This is a genomic window from Imperialibacter sp., assembly GCF_048007035.1.
In the GTDB taxonomy this organism is placed as follows: Bacteria; Bacteroidota; Bacteroidia; order Cytophagales; family Cyclobacteriaceae; genus Imperialibacter.
Window position 1 is genome coordinate 414,862 of record NZ_CP180355.1, and the last position, 13,781, is coordinate 428,642.

The 13,781-nt window shown below is 47.0% G+C and carries 15 protein-coding genes; 9 read left to right on the plus strand and 6 right to left on the minus strand.

Annotated elements, in window-relative coordinates; genetic code table 11:
• Positions 1 to 44: 44 nt before the first annotated feature.
• The 3 genes from ACMVP2_RS01895 to ACMVP2_RS01905 form a co-directional block, all read right to left on the minus strand.
• Positions 45 to 254: a hypothetical protein gene (locus ACMVP2_RS01895; protein ID WP_416866495.1), complete on the minus strand. Its 210-nt coding sequence runs from the start codon at positions 252 to 254 to the stop codon at positions 45 to 47.
• Positions 251 to 1,329, minus strand: a protein-coding gene (locus ACMVP2_RS01900) for an IS3 family transposase (RefSeq protein ID WP_416864116.1) whose coding sequence is annotated in 2 segments (ribosomal slippage) — positions 251 to 1,077 and positions 1,077 to 1,329 — 1,080 coding nt in all. Because the reading frame shifts where the segments join, the coding sequence is not laid out codon by codon here. The genes ACMVP2_RS01895 and ACMVP2_RS01900 overlap by 4 nt, the downstream gene beginning before the upstream one ends.
• A gap of 102 nt (positions 1,330 to 1,431) precedes the next feature.
• Entirely contained in the window at positions 1,432 to 2,004 is a 573-nt protein-coding gene (locus tag ACMVP2_RS01905; protein WP_416866496.1) for a Crp/Fnr family transcriptional regulator, read from the minus strand.
• A gap of 358 nt (positions 2,005 to 2,362) precedes the next feature.
• Here ACMVP2_RS01905 and ACMVP2_RS01910 point away from each other — a divergent pair, with 358 nt between their 5' ends.
• The 3 genes from ACMVP2_RS01910 to ACMVP2_RS01920 all read left to right on the plus strand — a co-directional run bounded on the left by ACMVP2_RS01910 (position 2,363) and on the right by ACMVP2_RS01920 (position 3,082).
• Positions 2,363 to 2,503, plus strand: a complete 141-nt coding sequence (locus tag ACMVP2_RS01910) for a hypothetical protein (RefSeq protein WP_416866497.1) — start codon at positions 2,363 to 2,365, stop codon at positions 2,501 to 2,503.
• A 25-nt stretch (positions 2,504 to 2,528) separates the two neighbouring features.
• Positions 2,529 to 2,672 carry a hypothetical protein gene (locus ACMVP2_RS01915; protein ID WP_416866498.1) on the plus strand — a complete coding sequence of 48 codons (144 nt, stop codon included), beginning with the start codon at positions 2,529 to 2,531 and terminating at the stop codon, positions 2,670 to 2,672.
• 188 nt (positions 2,673 to 2,860) lie between these two features.
• The gene (locus ACMVP2_RS01920) at positions 2,861 to 3,082 is read left to right on the plus strand and encodes a hypothetical protein (protein WP_416866499.1); all 222 of its coding nucleotides are present in this window, start codon (positions 2,861 to 2,863) and stop codon (positions 3,080 to 3,082) included.
• Positions 3,083 to 3,131: 49 nt separating this feature from the next.
• On the opposite strand, the gene ACMVP2_RS01925 is transcribed toward ACMVP2_RS01920, so the two are convergent.
• Together ACMVP2_RS01925 and ACMVP2_RS01930 are read right to left on the minus strand one after the other, a co-directional pair.
• Entirely contained in the window at positions 3,132 to 4,385 is a 1,254-nt protein-coding gene (locus tag ACMVP2_RS01925) for a DUF819 domain-containing protein (protein ID WP_339791551.1), read from the minus strand.
• Between the two features lie 33 nt (positions 4,386 to 4,418).
• Positions 4,419 to 5,057: an NUDIX hydrolase gene (locus ACMVP2_RS01930; protein WP_416866500.1), complete on the minus strand. Its 639-nt coding sequence runs from the start codon at positions 5,055 to 5,057 to the stop codon at positions 4,419 to 4,421.
• Positions 5,058 to 5,133: 76 nt separating this feature from the next.
• Between ACMVP2_RS01930 and ACMVP2_RS01935 the strand changes: the two genes are divergently transcribed.
• Complete coding sequence (locus ACMVP2_RS01935) at positions 5,134 to 5,844, plus strand: hypothetical protein (protein WP_416866501.1); 711 nt, start codon at positions 5,134 to 5,136, stop codon at positions 5,842 to 5,844.
• A gap of 133 nt (positions 5,845 to 5,977) precedes the next feature.
• On the opposite strand, the gene ACMVP2_RS01940 is transcribed toward ACMVP2_RS01935, so the two are convergent.
• A complete protein-coding gene (locus ACMVP2_RS01940; RefSeq protein WP_416866502.1) occupies positions 5,978 to 7,039 on the minus strand; it encodes a tetratricopeptide repeat protein in 1,062 nt (353 codons plus the stop codon).
• Positions 7,040 to 7,334: 295 nt separating this feature from the next.
• Here ACMVP2_RS01940 and ilvD point away from each other — a divergent pair, with 295 nt between their 5' ends.
• The 5 genes from ilvD to ilvA all read left to right on the plus strand — a co-directional run bounded on the left by ilvD (position 7,335) and on the right by ilvA (position 13,777).
• Complete coding sequence (gene ilvD, locus ACMVP2_RS01945) at positions 7,335 to 9,011, plus strand: dihydroxy-acid dehydratase (RefSeq protein ID WP_416866503.1); 1,677 nt, start codon at positions 7,335 to 7,337, stop codon at positions 9,009 to 9,011.
• A gap of 10 nt (positions 9,012 to 9,021) precedes the next feature.
• A complete protein-coding gene (gene ilvB / locus ACMVP2_RS01950) occupies positions 9,022 to 10,755 on the plus strand; it encodes a biosynthetic-type acetolactate synthase large subunit (RefSeq protein ID WP_416866504.1) in 1,734 nt (577 codons plus the stop codon).
• Between the two features lie 12 nt (positions 10,756 to 10,767).
• Positions 10,768 to 11,352 carry an acetolactate synthase small subunit gene (gene ilvN / locus ACMVP2_RS01955; protein WP_416866505.1) on the plus strand — a complete coding sequence of 195 codons (585 nt, stop codon included), beginning with the start codon at positions 10,768 to 10,770 and terminating at the stop codon, positions 11,350 to 11,352.
• A gap of 44 nt (positions 11,353 to 11,396) precedes the next feature.
• Positions 11,397 to 12,440, plus strand: a complete 1,044-nt coding sequence (ilvC, locus tag ACMVP2_RS01960) for a ketol-acid reductoisomerase (protein ID WP_151998406.1) — start codon at positions 11,397 to 11,399, stop codon at positions 12,438 to 12,440.
• Between the two features lie 74 nt (positions 12,441 to 12,514).
• Positions 12,515 to 13,777: a threonine ammonia-lyase gene (gene ilvA / locus ACMVP2_RS01965; protein WP_416866506.1), complete on the plus strand. Its 1,263-nt coding sequence runs from the start codon at positions 12,515 to 12,517 to the stop codon at positions 13,775 to 13,777.
• The last annotated feature ends 4 nt before the right edge of the window (positions 13,778 to 13,781 follow it).

Below are 13,781 nucleotides of genomic sequence, written 5' to 3' on the forward strand. Positions count from 1 at the left end.
GCGAAATTTCTATTTGCAAAAATAAAGAGCTAAGACAATTCAATTCATTTGTAAGCTCCCCCTAAAATTGGACCACTCAAAAGTTGACTTTTCCGTTTCACCGGCTGATCAAAAATAGGTGCCTGCTGGCAGCCAGTCAAGACCAAGCAGGCGGTTGATTTTTGTTTATTTTCAATGGCATCAACCGGTCTTGACAGGCTGTGCGCATTCACCTTGGTAATGATCATCGGCTGAAAAGGAAAAATAGTATTCATATTGTTTGTAATAGCTCGACAGGAGATCGATACCCAAGTGACTCATGGGGGCGGTATCGGTTGTAATCATCGAGCCATTCTTCAATCTTATATCTCACCTCTGTGAGGTTATGGAAGACGTTGGCATTTAGTAACTCTTTCCTAATGCTGCCGTTACATCGCTCGACATAGCCATTTTGCATAGGCTTACCAGGCTGGATGAAGGTAAGGTTGATCTGATGACCCCGACACCATTGATCCAACTGATTGGAGATAAACTCGGGGCCATTATCCACTCTGATCATTTTAGGTAGGCCCCGGAACTCTTTCAGGTATTCTAGCACTCTGATTACCCTGGATGCTGGAAGTGATGTGTCGGCTTCCAGTGCTAGTACTTCCCGGTTATAGTCATCCATCACATTCAAAAGCCTGAACCTTCGACCATCCCATAAACTATCATTCATGAAGTCTACAGACCAAACCTGATTGATACCTTCTGGCCTATACAAAGCTTGTTTTACCCTGGCTGGAATCCGCTTTTTATACCTGCGGCGAATATTAAGATGCAGCCCGGTATAGACTCGGTAAACACGCTTGTGATTCCATACATAGCCTTTCTTCCTGATCCTGTAATAGGATTGCCAAAAACCTATCGAAGGGTGCTTGTTCACCAGTTCTTCCAGCTCTCTTATCACCGCACCGTCATCCCTAAATTTGGGTACATAGCTGTATGTGCTTCTCGGCATACTCACTGCTTTACACGCTTGACGCCGACTCACTCCATGCGCTTCGACCATGAACTGAACCAGTACGCCTTTTTCATCAAGCGTCAGAGCTTTTTTGAAACAGCATCTTTCAAAGCCTCATGCACCAGGCTAAGGTCAGCAAACATGCGCTTCAAGCGTGCATTCTCTTCCTGAAGATCCTTCATCTTCTTTACATCACTGGGTTCCATGCCTCCATAACGTTGACGCCATTTATAAAAGCTCGCTGTGGTGACGCCCATTTCCCGGCAAATGTCCTCGGCCTTACGCCCTGCTTCGTGCGCTCTAATCGCACTTACAATCTGTGTTTCTGTGAATCGTGACTTTTTCATATCTACCATTTAAAGTTGATTATTTTTTCTCAACTTTTAAATGGTCGAACTTCAGGGGAGCTTACACATTGACTTAAGTTAAGTAACGCAAGGGTTGGATTATTACTGATTAATTATTCGTTTGCGGATTCTACTTAGAGATTCCGGCTTAATGCCTAAAAAACTGGCAATTTGATGCAGTGGAACCCTCTGCAACAAATCTGGTCTATTTTTAAGCATCTTCAAATATCGTTCTTCTGGAGATGCCATTTTAAATTCTGCTAAAGTGTCTTGTTGTTTGGATATTATTACATCAGCGAATGATCGTGACAACGACTCTAATTGAGGGAACTTTTGAAAAAAATCAATTTCAAGTTCAGGTGTACCAACACCTGCAACAGTATCTTCAACACATTCTACATAATAATCCGAAGGCATCTTTTTCCCATAAGCTGATGGCGTAACCGATTGATCTTCCGTAAAAATATCTGTCGTTATTTCATTGCCGTCATTTACGTAATAGCTCCTAATACACCCTTTGATAATAAAATAGCATTCATTTGCAATTTCACCTTCCTCAAGTAGAATCGTCCCTTTCTTATAACTTTTAACAAATTCACTTGCATTAATAGCATCCTCTAATTCTTTGGAAACTATCATATACCTTGAAAGGTATTTTATAATTTCATTATCCATAAAGATGTCGTGATGGGTTCTTAGTTTTTATAATAACGCTCAACAATCGGGCACCCAACTTGCTAGGTTTGCCTCCACAATATAGCTCGATAAACCCTATTTATTCTGTGTATCTCTTCTATCCTTTTCTTCATTGAGATGTTTGAAAAAATTGCTAAGATGCAAGGCGGTCTAAATACGCAAAAATATTCATAAAAGAGCTAAGTTTTTGTAAACTCCTCCTGCTCAAAGCTTGGCCAGCCATTATGTGTACCCAAACAAGAACCACCTGGCCATAGACTCTCCGAACCACACTTATCCTATTGAATTTACCAACTTTTGGAAAAAAAATTGATTACACTCAACCATCTATCTATATATGAAAGTAACAGGCAGGGATATTAAAATTTTTCTTTTAGGAATGCTTTTTATGTTTTTGATCGTGCTTGCTTATGACTGGGAAAGTTTTCGAAGAGGCTTTGCTGGTGAACCAGAACGGGCGACTCAATCTATGAAATAAGGTCTCCTCATTATATTTTTCATCTATGAAGATCACCAAAAGAGATATTCTATTTTTCTGCATAGGCGTTGTGGTCATGTTTGTTTTGGAAGTAGTCTACGACTGGGACGACCACAAGAAAGCTTTTGACGAAGGATATAAGAAAGGGTACAGCTCCTCCAAAAAATAATTTCCATACAAATATCACGCAAAGACGCAGAGGCGCAAAGACTTACTCTCTAATACATTGTGTCTTCCCTTTGCGTCTTAGCGCCTTTGGGTGAGAATAAAACCTACTTCCTCCTGGCATTGTCGCTGTCGATACTTTTTTAAAAAACAAAAACCACTTATTTCCTATCTTTACGTAAACTCAGTCATATGCTCACAACTGATAAGTCTGCCACCGATAAAATTTTCGATAGTCTGAAAGGTCTTGACAACGAATCCAAAAAGAGGCTCATCATTAAATTGACAGAATCAATTGAGGCTAAGCCTGTGGAAAAAATTGATTTAAGGTCACTATTTGGAGCCTGGGAAGACAACAGGGACGCAGATCAAATCATAAAAGATATTCGTGATTCCAGGGTAACTTCTCTCTAACCGTTTTTTGCCCCTTAGCTGCTTTGCGTGAAAAAAACCGGCGTGAAACCTAAGGCGCCACCGCCTGCATCATCAGCCCACACAAGTAAGCTCCATATGTGCCTGCTGCATAGCCAAGCACTGCCAGTAGCACACCGACTGGAGCCAGCGAGGGATTAAAAGCCGAAGCCACAATAGGCGCTGAAGCCGCTCCACCCACATTGGCCTGGCTGCCTACCGCCACAAAGAAGAATGGCGCTTTGATCAACTTGGCCACCACCAGCATGATGGTGATGTGGAACAATATCCAGACAAAACCTACAAGAAATAGTCCCGGGTTTTCGAAAATGGCCAGCAGGTTCATTTCCATGCCAATAGTGGCTACCAGAATGTAAAGAAAGACGCTGCCAAGCCTGGAAGCACCAGCTCCTTCAAGATTTCGTGCCTTGGTGAAGGACAGCAGCAGGCCCAGTGTGGTAGCAATCACCACTATCCAGAAAAAACCCGAGGTAAGGCTGTATTCCTCCAGCCCAGGAAAGTTCTCTCCTATCCACGGCGCAATGATGTCGGCGCCGAAGTGAGACAGGCCTGTCACCCCAAAACCTACCGCCAGTATCATCAGTGTGTCCGACATGTTGGGCACCCGCATGATACTGAGGCGGTAAGTCTCTATTTTCTTTTTCACCTCTTCAATGGCTGAGGTGTCCGACTTGAGAAACTTGTCGATCTTTTCAGCTCTTCCAGTGCCGTACAGCAGGAAAGCCAGCCACAAATTTCCGATCAGGATATCAACAGTCACCATGGTAGAAAACATCTCCCCTCCCACGCCAAACACTTCTCTCATGGCCGTTTGGTTAGCCCCACCGCCAATCCAGCTACCGGCTATGGCCGTCATGCCCCTCCACACCTCCTGCCCGGGTGTGCCCGTCACCACATCGGGTGCAACAACCGAGAATAGCAAAATAGCCAGTGGGCCGCCCAGCATAATACCGACTGTACCTGCAAAAAACATTATCAACGCCTTTGGCCCCAGCTTCATGATCTCTTTAAGGTCTACCGACACAGTGAGCAAGACTAAACTAGCGGGAAGCAGGTAACGGGAAGCCACGAAGTACAGCTTGCTGTGAGCACCCGATATGATGCCCATGGAATTGAGTATGGATGGAATGAAATAACAAAGGAGAACGGTAGGCACAATGGAATAGAACTTCTGCCAGCCGGTGTGCTTGCTGGAGGCCGTACCAAATACGGCTGCCAGTATCACAATGAGTATACCGAATACGACTGCGTCGTTGGTGATAAGAGGTGCTGTAGTTTCTTCCATGGGAGCCTTTTAATCAACTCCCAATATGCCCAATTACCTTATATCCTCCAAAATTTGAAGCAACTCACCCAGCATCATGGCGGTAGCTCCCCACACTACCCTGTCTTCAACGGTAAAGAACGGCGACCTTATTTTTATGTTAGGGCCCACTATCATGTCCTTCACTGCTATTTCCTGCTTCATCAAGTTGCCTACATCTGCTGATAATATTTGAGCTACTTCTTTTTCCTCTGGCACAAACCGGGGCGTTGAAAAACTGATCCCAATGACAGGCAGCACTTTGAAGTTGCTGGCGGGGATATAAAGTTCGGACATGGTGCCCAGCACTGTAATTTCTCTCGGGTTGGCTCCCACTTCTTCTTCGGCTTCTCTCAAAGCGGTATGCAGCAGGTCTCTGTCGCTTTTCTCGTACTTGCCGCCCGGAAAGCTCACCTGACCGCTATGGGCACCGGGGTACTCAGGCCGCTGAATCAGGGGAAAGTGAATACCACCCGTTCCCGGATGAAACAGGATCAGCACGGCTCCCGCCTTCGCATCCGGCCTTTCTTTGAATGCAAACCGCTCCTGATTGATAGGCGTGGGCGACATCCGAATTTGTGCGTCGACACCCGGCAAAGGGGCCTTCAGCCTGTCCGACAGCCTCGCCTGAAACTCTTCATTCAACTCCCACATACCCAAAGATAATCTATCATAGAATTTTGCTTTACGAGGAATTTGCTAAATTCGTTTGTCAACGTCAAACGATGAAATGGACCCCGACCTCCCGCTAAGGATTTATATCGTATTTTTTCTAACTACTTTTTCCCTTTTTCTGTTCCTCCTTTTTGCTATTGGGTTTAGCCGCCACTCCAAAAGAATACGGCTGCAGTGGCTGACCGGCTTCACCATAACTGTTTGGCTGGGGATCACAGGCTACCTCGCCTACTCCGGTTTTTTCCAGGCTTACGAGGAAGTGCCTCCCAGAATGATTTTTGGCGTTCTGCCTCCTTTGGTCACCGTCATTGGGCTGGTGGCTTTTGGCGTTTCCAGGCGTTTTCTTTTTCGAATCCCGCTGTTCACCCTCACCTACCTGCACATTATCCGAATTCCGGTTGAGATCGTGCTTTGGTGGCTGTACAAGCAGGGGCTGGTGCCTGAAATGATGACCTTCGAAGGTGGCAACTGGGATATTCTGTCAGGCATCACCGCTCCTTTTGTGGCTCACTTCCTCAACCCATCCGTCGGCAGGCACCGGTTCGTTATCTTTATTTGGAACCTCGCAGCCTTAGGACTCCTGTTCAATGTGGTGATCAGGGGCGTGCTGTCGGCGCCGTACATTACGCAGGTCTTCTCCTTCGACCAGCCCAATATTGGATTGCTTCAATTTCCGTTCATCTGGCTGCCTGTTTTCATTGTGCCTGCGGTATTATTCAGCCACCTCATTGCCATGAATAAACTGGTGAGGAAGTTGAAGAAATAGTTATTGGTTGTGAGTAATAAGTTCTACTATGATATGTTAAGTAACGTGTGATTTTTCTCCTGATTCACCCCGGCCCTAAAGGGAGTCAGGAGAAAAACAGGCAGATCCTTCGAGTGTGTCAAAGTTCCCTCAGTTAACAGTTCTCATTTACCAGTTTTAGTACTTCGGCCGTTTGCTCAGCTGCCCCTAGCGCCTTACAAGCTTTTTCTTTTTCTCCCATAGCTAAATAAGCTTTTCCCAGCCACAAGTGAACTTCAGCCATTTGGCTGTCCATGGACTCAGCCCGTGTCAGCAACCGAAGGGCCTCCTCAAAGTTGCCTGCCTTGTAGTAGTATATCCCCTTGTTCCGGTAAGCCCAGGCGTTCTGTGGATCCCGCAGCAAGCTGGCATCAATATCCTCCACCGCCTTTTCCAAACTATCGAGCTGCAAATAGACATACCCCCTGTTGTTCAAAAAGTAGGCCTCGTTGGGAGATATGTCAATAGCTTTATTAATCAGGTCAAGGCCTTTGGTGTTGTTGCCCTTCGCCGACGCTACCATCGCCAGGGTGTTCCACGCATTGCCCTCCTCCGAATGAGACAGGAGCCCTTGTTCCAAATCCGATTGCGCCGAATCGAGCTTGTTTAAATAATACCTGACTGTGCCCCGATTTATGTAGGCCTCACCATTGCTGTTGTCCCTCATCAGCGATTCCGTGAAGGCGGCTTCGGCCTGCTGGTACTCTTTGAACTGAAAATGAATGACGCCTTCCGAGAAATAAACCCTGGCCGAATCGGGGAAGGCCTTTCTTACTACAGTGATGTCGTTGATGGCCTTGTCGTACCGGTTGGCACCGGCATACGCCTCAGCCCTGTTCCATACATAGGAGAGGTTTTCGGCATCAATGAGAATGGCCTGATTGAAGTCGAGCAAGGCAGAAGCGGCGTCTCCCCTTTTCATGTGCGCAATGCCTCTGTTATTGAACGCATCGGCATAGTCGTTGTCCAGTGCCAGCGCTTCAGTGTAAAGCCGGATGGCCTCCTTATTATCGTTCCCCTTCAGTGCCTCATTGCCCAACAGAAAGAACCTGTCTCTGTCGTTTTTCTTCCTTTCCGCACCACACGACGTGATAAAAGCGATGACGGCAATGAGAATGCTAAATTTTAATAATTTATCAAAAAAACTTCCTGAAAATGTAAATTTTATAATGTTCATTCTTTTAAGTATCTCTTTTTTTGAAATATATTGTGAAAAAAACCAAACTAACAATGGGCTAAGCCCGTTGCCGAAAAACAAAATTCTTCTTTTTTGTTGCCAGATAAAATTTTCTGCCATAGGTTTGTGGCACAAGTAACAGAAAGAAAAGATTTATGTTATCCTCGCTTATCATTAACGTCCGTGTCATTATCGTCATCGTTGGATGTCGGTCGTGAGAATGGAGCGTTAAAACTAAGCACAAAAAGGGCCATTCTCATTACAGAGAATGGCCCTTTTTTAATTGTTTCAGCTCATGTCAAAAGAATTAAACAAACACAGCAAGACAATCACCCAGGATCCGAGTCAGCCGGGCTCTCAGGCGCAGCTTTACGCCCTTGGACTTACGGAGGAAGATTTGAAAAAAGCGCAGGTGGGTATCGTGAGCACTGGCTTTGAGGGCAACCCCTGCAATATGCACCTCAATATTCTGGCCCACCAGGTAAAGAAAAGCGTAAAAGAAGCCGACCTTGTAGGGCTCATCTTCAATACAATAGGTGTGAGTGACGGCATGTCCAATGGAACAACTGGCATGAAGTACTCGCTGATCTCCCGGGACGTTATTGCAGATTCTATAGAGGTAGTTAGCCAGGCACAGTTTTACGATGCCCTGGTGGCGGTGGTAGGCTGCGACAAAAATATGCCGGGTGCCATTATGGGCATGTCCCGATTGAACAGACCTAGCATCATGGTCTACGGAGGCTCGGTTCGCCCCGGCAAATGGAAGGGCGAAGACTTGAACATCGTCTCAGCATTTGAGGCTTATGGTCAGCGCCTCGGCGGCAACATGTCGGACGTGGACTACAAAGGCATTATTCAAAACTCTATTCCCGGCCCTGGTGCCTGTGGCGGTATGTACACAGCCAACACGATGGCATCTGCTATCGAGGCAATGGGTATGAGCCTACCTTATAGTTCATCCAACCCTGCCGAAGGCAATCCAAAGGTAAACGAGATTCAAAAAGTGGGTGCGGCTATTCGTAACCTGATGGAAAAGAACATTCTTCCGTCAGATATCATGACAAAGAAGGCGTTCGAAAATGCTATTACCACCGTTATGGTGTTGGGCGGGTCTACGAATGCAGTGCTTCACCTCCTGGCCATGGCCAAAGCAGCAGATGTGGAGCTTTCTCTTGACGACTTCCAGAGGATTAGCGATAAAACACCTTTCCTGGCCGACCTGAAACCAAGCGGAAAATACCTGATGGAAGACCTCCACAAAATAGGCGGCGTGCCAGGTGTGTTGAAGATACTTTTGAGAGAAGGTTACCTCCACGGCGACTGTATGACAGTGACTGGAAAGACGCTAGCCGAGAACCTGGAAGAGATTGCTGATCTTGAATCAGGACAGGATTTAATCTATTCTTTTGACAAACCCATTAAAAAGACCGGGCACCTACAGATTTTGTATGGCAACCTCGCACCCGAAGGCGCTGTGGCGAAAATCACCGGCAAAGAGGGAGAAGTGTTCGAAGGGCCTGCAAGGATCTATGAAGATGAGTTTGCTGCCATCGACGGTATTGGCAAAGAAGTTAAAAAAGGTGAGGTAATCGTTATTCGTCAGTCGGGACCGAAAGGCGCACCAGGCATGCCTGAGATGCTGAAGCCGACAGGTGCCGTCATGGGTGCCGGGCTGGGAAAAGACGTGGCGCTGATCACCGACGGGAGGTTCTCAGGCGGGTCACACGGATTCGTGGTGGGGCATATCACCCCTGAATCGCAGGAAGGCGGGCCTTTGGCGCTGATCAAAAACGGAGACATTATCCGCATTGACGCTACGAAAAATCTACTGGAAGTGAAACTTTCAGACGAAGAACTGGCAGCAAGAAGAAAAGCATGGGTCAAACCTGCTTACAAAGCCACGAAAGGAATATTGAAGAAATATATTAACTCAGTAAGCTCAGCCTCACAAGGCTGTGTTACAGACCTTTAATGAACGTAGTATGAACACCTCGACATTAGCGGTTGAAAAAAAGCAACCCAAAAAGACCATCAGAGTATCAGGTTCAGAAGCATTGCTTATGTGCCTGCTCGAAGAGGGCGTTGACTCCATTTTCGGATATCCCGGAGGAGCCATTATGCCGATCTACGATGCTTTGTATGGCTACCAAGACAAGCTCACCCATTACCTGACCCGCCATGAGCAGGGAGCTGCCCATGCCGCCCAGGGTTATGCCAGGGTCACTGGCAGAACGGGCGTCTGTTTCGCTACTTCCGGGCCCGGAGCTACCAATCTGATTACCGGCATTGCCGATGCTCAGATTGACTCAACCCCTATGGTCTGTATCACCGGTCAGGTTCCTTCTCATTTGCTGGGAACTGATGCTTTTCAGGAAACCGATGTGATTGGCATTTCTATGCCTGTAACAAAATGGAATTATCAGGTAACCAAAGCCGAGGAAATACCGGGGGCTATTGCCCGGGCATTTTATATTGCCAACACTGGCAGACCCGGCCCTGTGTTGATCGATATCACCAAAGATGCACAGTTTGCGATGGTGGACTTCTCTTACGAAAAGTGCACCAAAATCCGCAGCTATCATCCGTATCCTGTATTGGATGAAAGCAAGGTGGAAGAAGCCGCTGAAATCATCAACAATGCGAAGAAGCCATTCTGCCTTGTTGGCCACGGCGTTTTGATTTCACACGCACAGGAAGCGCTTAGCGAATTCCTGATCAAAGGCGATATCCCGGCAGCATCAACTCTTTTGGGACTTTCGGCGCTTTCTACGGATCATCCGCAGTACGTCGGGTACCTGGGCATGCATGGCAATTATGGCCCCAACATAAAAACCAATGAGTGTGATGTGCTGATTGCGGTCGGTATGCGGTTCGACGACCGGGTAACAGGCGACTTGAAAAAATATGCACGGCAAGCCAAAGTGATTCATATTGAAATCGATCCTTCAGAGATTGATAAAAATGTGAAGACCACCGTGGCCATCAATGCTGATGCAAAAGCGGCCATCAAATCATTGATTCCGAAGATCAAGAAGGCAGAGCACAAAAGCTGGATTGCGGAATTCAAAGAATGCGACAAGTTGGAGCATGAAAAAGTCATCCAAAAAGATCTTTACCCAACAAGCGGCGAAGTGAAAATGGGTGAAGTAATCAGGCTTTTCAACGAAAAGACACAGGGGAAGGCGATTTTGGTTACTGACGTTGGGCAGCACCAAATGGTCGCCACCAGGTACTATGGTTTCAATGAAACCGACAGCAACGTAACGTCTGGCGGACTGGGCACCATGGGCTTTTGTCTTCCGGCCGCTATCGGCGCCAAGCTTGGCAAACCAGACAGGCCGGTGATTGCCGTGATTGGTGACGGGGGCTTCCAGATGACCATCCAGGAACTGGGCACCATCTTCCAGTACAATATTGGCGTGAAGATCGTGGTACTCAACAACAACTTCCTTGGCATGGTACGCCAGTGGCAGCAGTTGTTTCACGGCAAGCGGTACTCATCTACTGAAATGGTGAACCCTAATTTTCAGCTGATTGCTGAAGGCTATGGCATTCCATGTCAGAAGGTAGTAGACAGAGGCGACCTTTCAGCTGCTATCGACAAAATGCTGAGCACTGACGGCCCGTACTTTCTGGAGGTAGTAGTGGAGCAGGAAGAAAACGTGTTCCCTATGGTTCCTTCTGGTGATTCAGTTTCAAACATTCGTTTAGAGTAAAAGAGCAGTATTATGTCACAGTCATTATATAACGAACAAAAAGGGCAGGATCCTGAAAGACTCTTCACCATGTCAGTCCTGACAGAAGACAAATCGGGACTCCTGAACCATATTACCATCATATTTTCACGCAGGAAAATCAATATCAGCAGCCTGAACGTCTCAACGACAGAGGTAGCTGGTGTGAGCCGCTTCACCATAGTGGTGCATAGCACCAGGGAGCAGGCAGAGAAGGTAGTAAAGCAGATCAGAAAGCTGGTAGATGTGCTTGGCGCATTCCTGTACGAAGAAGATCAGGTGCATTATCAGGAAATCGCCCTGTACAAAGTACCTACCAAGATTTTCATGGGAGGTAACAAAATTGAAAAACTGGTCAGAGACAACGGAGCACGAATACTTGTCATAGAAGAAGACTATATTGTGCTCGAAAAAACGGGCCACAAAGACGAAACGTCTGACCTGTTCAAAAAGCTGGAACCCTATGGTGTTCTGGAGTTTGTGAGGTCGGGCCGTGTGGCTATCTCGATGAGCAAAAGAAAAACCGAAACCTTTATCAAGGAATTGGAAGAAATAAAAACCAACCTATTGTTACAATAGCGGTCATAATGTAAATCCTAATTTTAATAAGAAAACACAAGAAAATGGCAAAGATCAACTTTGGAGGCGTAGAAGAGGAAGTAGTAACCAGAGAAGAATTTCCTTTAGAAAAAGCCAGAGAAGTCCTTAAAAACGAAACCATAGCCGTACTGGGATATGGAGTACAAGGTCCTGGACAGGCACTCAACCTGAGAGACAATGGTTTCAACGTTATCGTTGGCCAGCGTAAAGATTCGAAAACATGGGACAAAGCGGTGAAAGACGGCTGGGTACCTGGCAAGACACTATTTGAATTGGAAGAGGCCTGCGAAAAAGGCACCATCCTTCAGTTCTTACTATCTGATGCCGGACAAATTGCGCTTTGGCCAACAGTGAAAAAGCATCTGAAAAAAGGCAAGACTTTATATTTTTCTCACGGCTTCGGCATCACTTACAAAGAGCAGACTGGCATCGTTCCTGACGCCGACATTGACGTGATCCTTGTAGCACCTAAAGGATCTGGCACCAGCCTTCGCCGTCTTTTCCTTGAAGGAAAAGGCTTGAACTCCAGCTTTGCTGTTCATCAGAACGCATCTGGCAAAGCAAGAGAAAACGCTATTGCCCTTGGTATTGGCGTAGGATCAGGCTACCTGTTCGAGACTGATTTCAGAAAAGAAGTATTCTCCGACCTTACCGGCGAAAGAGGCACGCTTATGGGCGCTTTGGCTGGAATTTTGGAGGCACAATACACGCTGCTTCGCAAAAAAGGACACTCACCATCAGAATCTTTCAATGAGACAGTGGAAGAACTGACCGAGTCACTTATTAAGCTGGTAGCCGAAAACGGTATGGACTGGATGTACGCCAACTGCTCAACGACTGCTCAACGTGGTGCACTTGACTGGAAAAACAGGTTCCGTGACGCCGTAGCTCCCGTATTCGACGATTTGTACGAAAGCGTAGCAACAGGCAACGAAGCCCGCATTACTATTGAGGCCAACCGTCAGCCAGACTACCGTGCGAAACTGGAAGTAGAACTAGCTGAACTTCACGATTCAGAAATGTGGCAGGCAGGCGCTCAGGTGCGCAAGCTCCGCCCGAAACAGTAAATAGTAAATGGTAATCAGTAATCAGGTGACCCCGATTACTGATTACCGATTACTTGATGCATTTACCTCCCCCAATGTCCTCCACACAATCTCCCCTCGTTGCCGCAGACAAAATCCTGCAGGCCAAAATCACGCTCAAAGACGTTGTCCCTCCCACCCCGCTGCAATTCAATCAGCAGCTTTCTGAAAAATATGGTGCCAGGATTTACCTGAAGCGGGAAGACCTTAACATCGTTCGTTCTTATAAGATTAGAGGAGCCTTCAACAAAATTGCTTCACTGTCGGATCAGCAAAGAGCCAACGGTATCTTCTGTGCCAGCGCTGGTAATCATGCACAAGGCGTTGCTTATGCGTGCTTCCACCAGAAGATTCATGGCAAGATTTACATGCCCACTCCCACGACCAGTCAGAAGATCGACAGGGTACGGATGTTCGGAAAAGAGTTCGTTGAAGTAATTTTGATCGGCGACACGTTTGACGACGCCAATTCCCAGGCCGTTAAAGACTGTGAAGCCGCTGGCGGCACGTTTGTTCCTCCCTTTGATGACGAGAAAGTAATAGAAGGCCAGGGCACAGTGGCGGTGGAAATACTGGACGAAATTTCCGAACCCATCGACTACCTGCTCGTTCCCATTGGCGGCGGCGGGCTCTCCGCAGGTGTTGGGAGCTATTTCAAATCATTGAGCCCCAAGACAAAAATCATTGGAGTGGAGCCCCTGGGTGCCCCGGCCATGAAAAAGTCGCTGGAAGCAGGTCATGTGGTTACATTGGAGCAGATCGACAAGTTTGTGGACGGCGCCGCTGTGCAAAGCGTGGGTAAGCTTAACCTGGAAATCTGCAAAGAAGTGCTCAGCGAAGTGGTGCTGGTAGCAGAAGGTAAGGTATGCACTACCTTGCTGGAGCTTTACAACAACGAAGGCATCATTGTGGAACCAGCAGGTGCATTAACCACGGCAGCACTCGACTTGGTAGCTGATCAAATCAAAGGAAAAACCGTGGTTGCCATAGTCAGTGGCGGCAACAACGATATCATCCGGATGGCAGAGATCAAAGAACGGTCAATGCTATACGAAGGGTTGAGGCACTATTTTATCGTCAAATTTCCACAACGGGCTGGTGCCCTCAAGGAGTTTCTTGTGAATGTGTTGGGGCCGCATGATGACATCATCCTTTTCGAGTACACCAAAAAGACGGCCCGTGAAAACGGCCCGGCCATGATCGGCATAGAGCTAAAGGATCGGAACGACTTCCAAAGCCTGCTCGATAGAATGAAGGCCTATAACATCAACTACCAGCTGCTCAACAACAAGCCCGAGCTGTTTGGGATGCTGGTTTGATTGG

Bases quoted from the DNA above. Each gene is read 5' to 3' on its own strand.
- ilvB (WP_416866504.1), top strand. From the start codon at position 9,022: ATGAACACCTCGACATTAGCGGTTGAAAAAAAGCAACCCAAAAAGACC.
- ilvN (WP_416866505.1), top strand. From the start codon at position 10,768: ATGTCACAGTCATTATATAACGAACAAAAAGGGCAGGATCCTGAAAGA.
- ACMVP2_RS01940 (WP_416866502.1), bottom strand. From the start codon at position 7,039: ATGAACATTATAAAATTTACATTTTCAGGAAGTTTTTTTGATAAATTA.
- ilvD (WP_416866503.1), top strand. From the start codon at position 7,335: ATGTCAAAAGAATTAAACAAACACAGCAAGACAATCACCCAGGATCCG.
- ACMVP2_RS01930 (WP_416866500.1), bottom strand. From the start codon at position 5,057: ATGTGGGAGTTGAATGAAGAGTTTCAGGCGAGGCTGTCGGACAGGCTG.
- ACMVP2_RS01895 (WP_416866495.1), bottom strand. From the start codon at position 254: ATGAATACTATTTTTCCTTTTCAGCCGATGATCATTACCAAGGTGAAT.
- ACMVP2_RS01910 (WP_416866497.1), top strand. From the start codon at position 2,363: ATGAAAGTAACAGGCAGGGATATTAAAATTTTTCTTTTAGGAATGCTT.
- ACMVP2_RS01920 (WP_416866499.1), top strand. From the start codon at position 2,861: ATGCTCACAACTGATAAGTCTGCCACCGATAAAATTTTCGATAGTCTG.
- ACMVP2_RS01905 (WP_416866496.1), bottom strand. From the start codon at position 2,004: ATGGATAATGAAATTATAAAATACCTTTCAAGGTATATGATAGTTTCC.
- ACMVP2_RS01925 (WP_339791551.1), bottom strand. From the start codon at position 4,385: ATGGAAGAAACTACAGCACCTCTTATCACCAACGACGCAGTCGTATTC.
- ACMVP2_RS01935 (WP_416866501.1), top strand. From the start codon at position 5,134: ATGGACCCCGACCTCCCGCTAAGGATTTATATCGTATTTTTTCTAACT.
- ilvA (WP_416866506.1), top strand. From the start codon at position 12,515: ATGTCCTCCACACAATCTCCCCTCGTTGCCGCAGACAAAATCCTGCAG.
- ACMVP2_RS01915 (WP_416866498.1), top strand. From the start codon at position 2,529: ATGAAGATCACCAAAAGAGATATTCTATTTTTCTGCATAGGCGTTGTG.
- ilvC (WP_151998406.1), top strand. From the start codon at position 11,397: ATGGCAAAGATCAACTTTGGAGGCGTAGAAGAGGAAGTAGTAACCAGA.